At 66.7% G+C, this 4,691-nt stretch carries 7 protein-coding genes and 1 pseudogene; 2 read left to right on the plus strand and 6 right to left on the minus strand.

The window, feature by feature from the left end; all coding sequences use genetic code 11:
* Positions 1–116 precede the first annotated feature (116 nt).
* From ABT085_RS46925 to ABT085_RS43915, 4 genes and pseudogenes are all read right to left on the minus strand, one after another.
* Complete coding sequence (locus ABT085_RS46925) at positions 117–431, minus strand: transposase (protein ID WP_502982975.1); 315 nt, start codon at positions 429–431, stop codon at positions 117–119.
* Between the two features lie 79 nt (positions 432–510).
* Positions 511–639: pseudogene (locus ABT085_RS46930) on the minus strand (transposase); the annotation flags it as partial.
* Positions 640–960: 321 nt separating this feature from the next.
* Positions 961–1,656, minus strand: a complete 696-nt coding sequence (locus ABT085_RS43910) for a DUF4145 domain-containing protein (protein WP_351622098.1) — start codon at positions 1,654–1,656, stop codon at positions 961–963.
* Between the two features lie 558 nt (positions 1,657–2,214).
* Positions 2,215–3,165, minus strand: coding sequence for a PIN domain-containing protein (locus tag ABT085_RS43915; protein ID WP_351622101.1), 951 nt, complete (start codon positions 3,163–3,165; stop codon positions 2,215–2,217).
* A 121-nt stretch (positions 3,166–3,286) separates the two neighbouring features.
* Here ABT085_RS43915 and ABT085_RS43920 point away from each other — a divergent pair, with 121 nt between their 5' ends.
* Positions 3,287–3,529 (plus strand): hypothetical protein, encoded by a 243-nt coding sequence (locus ABT085_RS43920; protein WP_351622104.1) that lies wholly within the window; start codon positions 3,287–3,289, stop codon positions 3,527–3,529.
* Positions 3,530–3,797: 268 nt separating this feature from the next.
* Here ABT085_RS43920 and ABT085_RS43925 read toward each other — a convergent pair whose 3' ends face one another.
* Both ABT085_RS43925 and ABT085_RS43930 read right to left on the minus strand, forming a co-directional pair.
* Positions 3,798–3,980, minus strand: a complete 183-nt coding sequence (locus ABT085_RS43925) for a hypothetical protein (RefSeq protein WP_351622107.1) — start codon at positions 3,978–3,980, stop codon at positions 3,798–3,800.
* Between the two features lie 9 nt (positions 3,981–3,989).
* Positions 3,990–4,145 carry a hypothetical protein gene (locus ABT085_RS43930; RefSeq protein ID WP_351622110.1) on the minus strand — a complete coding sequence of 52 codons (156 nt, stop codon included), beginning with the start codon at positions 4,143–4,145 and terminating at the stop codon, positions 3,990–3,992.
* Between the two features lie 358 nt (positions 4,146–4,503).
* Here ABT085_RS43930 and ABT085_RS43935 point away from each other — a divergent pair.
* Positions 4,504–4,691: hypothetical protein (locus ABT085_RS43935; RefSeq protein ID WP_351622113.1), on the plus strand; the 188-nt coding region annotated here is incomplete at its 3' end.

Here is a 4,691-nt window from a genome sequence, read left to right on the forward strand (position 1 = left end):
TCGATGAACGCGAGGGTGTGCGTATAGGATAAACACCCCAAGTGCGACGGCCGCGAAGGTCACTTACCAACACAGGCCATCTCTAAATGCCCTCTTAGAGAGCATCTGATTAGTGTTCACGGAGACACGGGCGGGATGTCTGTTTCGATTCGCCAGGTTGGTGTGGATTCTCCAGTCAGCTCGCGGGACATTTTGTTAGCCATTGCCCAGTGGATCATCGTGCGGGATCTCTGCGGGAGGGCTTCGTAGTCCCGTGCGAGGCGGCGGTGATGCATGAGCCAGCCGAAGGTCCGCTCGATCACCCAGCGTTTCGGCAGGGGTTCGAAGCCCTTCATCCGTGGTCGCTGGACCACTTCCACGTCGATGCCGAGCGAGGCGCCGTGGTTGAGGATGCTGCTCTGGTATCCGCCGTCCGCCCAGACCTTGGGCACGGTGGGATGGGCCGCGGCCAGGTCGTCGGAGGTGCTTGCCGCAGACGGTGTCGTGCACGTTCGCGGCAGTGATGAGGACGGCCAGGACCAGGCCGAGGGTGTTGGTGACCAGGTGCCTCTTGCGCCCTTTGATCTTCTTGCCGGCGTCGATGCCCTGGCTGGTCTCGGCCACGTTTGCCGAGGTCTTCACGCTCTGCGCGTCGATCACGGCCGCGGTCGGCTCGGCCCTGCGGCCATGGGCTCGCCGGGTCTTGTCGCGCAACAGGTCGTGAACTTGCTGGGGCGTGCCGTCCGCTTCCGACTGCTAGCCAACCACCACTTTAGGAGAGAGGCTGGGCTGCCTCCCTCCTGAGCTGCGGCTTCACCGGTCCAGGAAGCGGGCGCGTATTCGCCCATGAGGCACCGGTGTTGACCGTGGCGGACCCCTGCATCTGGCACGGTTGTGGCACGCGACCTCTTCGCGGCGAGATGTAAAACTCAGCGGCTGCGATGGTCCGTGGAGCCTTGCCGTGAGTGCTGCGTCAGGAGCTCAGGCGCTGGGCTGTCCTTCTGACGCGTTGGTGTGCACGGACGCCGGGCCTGCTTGGGACCGTTCTAGGCGCCGCTGACGGGCACGGGCCACGCGAGCCGGGGACTGAAACAGGTCGTTCAGCACCTCGTCCATGAGTGTCAAGATTTCTTCGGCCGCCTCGTGATCAACGGGGATGAGATCGCCATGGGCTACCTCATTGCCGCCGAAGCGCACCTCGTGTGCTGCTTCCTTGATGTGCCCGCGTAGCAACCCGAGTTGGTGCAGCTCATCGATCTTCGCGATCAGGCTCCCTCTGGTGACACCCTTTTCCTTTGCGGATGCCTCGACCACTGCACGGGCAAGTGCCACGGCAGCTCGGTCGGCCTTGATGCTCAGACAATCGTGCGCCTCAACCGCGAGCGACTCGATCGCTGCGGGGATATCTGGGAACGTCCTGTTGGACTTCGCCGGGGGAAGCCATCGTGGCTGCTGGGCCTGAGGATGGTCCCAGAGATCAGAAGGTGCGTCGTCCCAATCATTCGTAGGCTTGAAGTCGGTCCACCCGTAGGCGAGGACCAGCCGGCGGCAGTTGGCACATTGATAGGCTTCGAATCCCACGTTAAGACGGCTGTCCTGATCGGGGACCACTTCAGCACCGCCGACCGGTCTCATGTGAGCCAGCCGTCCGCACCATCCGCATGTCGTGCTTGCCATAGTCGGAGACTAGTGCGCAACGCCCCGATGGGCATGAGATTTGTGACCGTTGTGGTCGCGGACCAAAGCAAGCCGCAGGGCTGGCCCGTGCCAACAGCTGCGGGGCCCTCAGCTTGGGAAGCTGCGATCATTCACGGCTCGTGCAGGCGCTGACCTGGGTAAACGGGTGGACCGTGGCCTTGTTCGGCTGGGCTGCTTTCACCGAGGTTCCCCGCTGTTCCCCGCTCGATCTGGTGCGCTTGTGGTGCGGCGGCACCGCTGCGGGCCCGCCAGCGTTGGGGATGTCAGTGCTACGTCTCAGGGGCCGATTCGATGACATCGGCCCATTCTCATAACGGTGAAGGACTCGCAGGTGAGCAGGGTCACCGGCCTGTGACCCTAGCCGCAGGGGACAGTCACTGTCTGCCCCCGTCCGTCAGCGTTGATGTCAGCACTGATGTCAGCCCGGTCGATCCGCAGCCGGCCGTCGCCGATCCAGCGCACCGGGTCGCTGTCGGCGAGAACATGTGGGGCCCGGCCCGCCGTGAGGCGTTGCTGGGCCCCTCGCCTGTCCAGGCCTCAGCCGGTCGTCGGAGGCTCGCCTTCGGCCTGTCGGGCGCGGCGCTGCGCGCGCGTGCCGGTGCCGGGCTTGTCCTGGGCCGACCAGTCCGGTTCGGGCCCGGGGTCCTTCGTCGCCACCTTGATGACCTTCAGTCCGGCGGTTCGGGCCCGGGTGTGCTGGCTCGTGTCGCACGTCAGGAAGCGGACGTCGCGGCCGGCCAGGCCTTGAATGGCCACGGTTCGGTCGATGATCTCGTCATCGTTACGGTCTAGGCGCACGTGGCCGGGAGGATCGAGGACGATCTCTACGTTGACCCTGCCGCGGGTCTCGCCGTCCTTGGGGGTGTACACGCCCTCGTGCAGGAACCCGTGCGTGTGGCCGTCGAGGACCTCGTCGAGGCGACCGAGCGTGTGGGCTGCACGCCAGCGGCCCCGCTGCTTGCTGGTGTCCTTGAGGTCGTCCAGTTCGTCGACCACCACGATCGGGAACAGCAGGCGGACGAACTCCCAGGGCTGTACGTCGAGGATCGCGTGCAGGTCGACGTCGGCCAGCTTCACGTCGTTCTGGATGTAGAAGCTGGAGTCGGCGACGACGAAGGCCTCCCGCATGTTCCACCGGCTGATCTGCGTGTCCAGCGCGTCCACGGCCGCCGCGAAGGCTTCGATGCGTTCGACCACTTCAAGTTGCACCAGTCCGTTCACCAGACGGGTCTGGGCGGGGCCGGCGAGCGTGCCGCAGCTGGCCAGCAGCACCTTGTACCGGGGGGTGAACACGAGCTGTTCGAGGTCCCTGTCACTGACCTGGGAGCGCAGCAGCCGGGCTGAATCGGTGGCCCACTCCAGGTACGCCATCAGCCCCTCGAAGGCGTTGTCGTAGTGCCCTTGGAGGTTCTGCGCCGTGGTGTGCACGCCGCTGAGGACCTTGCGAATGTTGAGCCGATCTGCGCCCGGACGGGGTGATATGAGCATGCGCTGATCATGGCAGCGCGGGCTGGTGGACCGCCTCGGGTTTCCGAACAACAGCCGACATCGCCGTGCTCCAACCACAGGGCGTGCGGAGGGGTGTTCAGATGGCGGGAGACTCTGCCTCATGACTGCACGTCGCTCGCTCGGTTCCGGTCCGGCCGCTCTCGCCCCTGCTGCTCCTCTGCCCGTGGTCCCGGCCCGGTTGTTGCCGGTGAAGCGGGCGGCCGTGGACGACGGCCAGGCGGACGATGTGGTGCTCGTGCCGCAGGGCTCGGGACAGGCTCGGAAGCGGCGGCAGCTCGGTGTGCCGGCGGCGGTGAACCCGACCGGGCCGGATACGCCGGCGCTTCCTCCTCGTCGCGGCTGACGCGGCGGCGCTCGAGGGAGCTCCGGCTCCGAATTCGTTGCACTGGCGTTGAGGTTTGTTGAGCCCTGGGACCCCTTTCCGGTAGTCGACGGCATCGAGGGCGCAGGCCTTCGCGTGCGGGTGGTCGACGTCGAGCAGCTGCACGGCGCGGCCGGGCTCACCGCGGCTTGCGGTTCTCCTTGTGGGCGGCTGCCTTCGTGGTCCTGGTGCTCGTCGCCGCCGTGGTGGGGTCGGACTGTGGCTTCTGGTCCTCGGTGTCGGGGCGGGTTCAGGGTGCGCGGTAGGGGCCGCCGGGTTGGGTGGCGGTGATGGTGGCCCAGGACTCCCCGGCTTCGGCAAACCAGTCGTCGACGGGCTTCCAGCGGCGGGTGTCGGGCATGGCTGCGCCCTGGGGGTTGCGCGGAGTGGGGATCGGGCGGGCCAGTCGCTGGTTCCGCCCGGCTCGCGCCATGCGATGCGCTCACAGCTGGAGGAAGAAGGCCAGCGCCATGAAGGCGGCGAGGGCGATCGTCAGGGCCGGGATGAGGGCGGGGTACGCCACGGCGATCAGCCCGACGAGCACTGTGCCAATGAGGGCGAGGGCGACGGTGTGACGGTCCTGCGGCTTGTTGGACACGGGTCCTCCTATGAGTGGTGGTCTGCGGGCCGGAAAAAAGTCCGCCCGTCCCGGACAGCCGGGAGCGGTGCTGAGGGTGAGGGAGCCGCGGGTTAGCGCCGCAAGCCCTCGGCATCACCTGTGAGGTCGAGGAGCGAAGTGCCGAAATTAGGCGGTGGGGGATGCGTGCACGAGGAAGCCCCCCACCGAGGCGGTGAGGGGCTGTCAGGCCAGGGGACAGGGTGCAGCGCGGTCATTCAACAGCTGGGCGAGGAACGGCTCCTACATGGGTTGCGTCGCAGGTCTGACACGGGTGACCGCCCAGGAGTAACGAGACTTCCGCCATGAGCAGTACTCGCCGCCACTCGGGACCGGGCCGATGGGCACCAGGACCACGCAGGCAAAGGAGCGGGCCCCGTGGCTGCTGCCGGTCGAGCGGGCCGATCACGACGGCGACCAGGAGCACGGCCATGGGGCCTTCCCCCGTGAAGGTGGGCACGCGGTTATTGATCACGCGGCGAGCGTGAGTTTAGCGGTGTGGTGTCGGCGTTCGTATTCGTTGGGGCT

Origin of the sequence: Streptomyces sp. NPDC002265 (assembly GCF_040296125.1) — a bacterium.
In the GTDB taxonomy this organism is placed as follows: domain Bacteria; phylum Actinomycetota; class Actinomycetes; order Streptomycetales; family Streptomycetaceae; genus Streptomyces.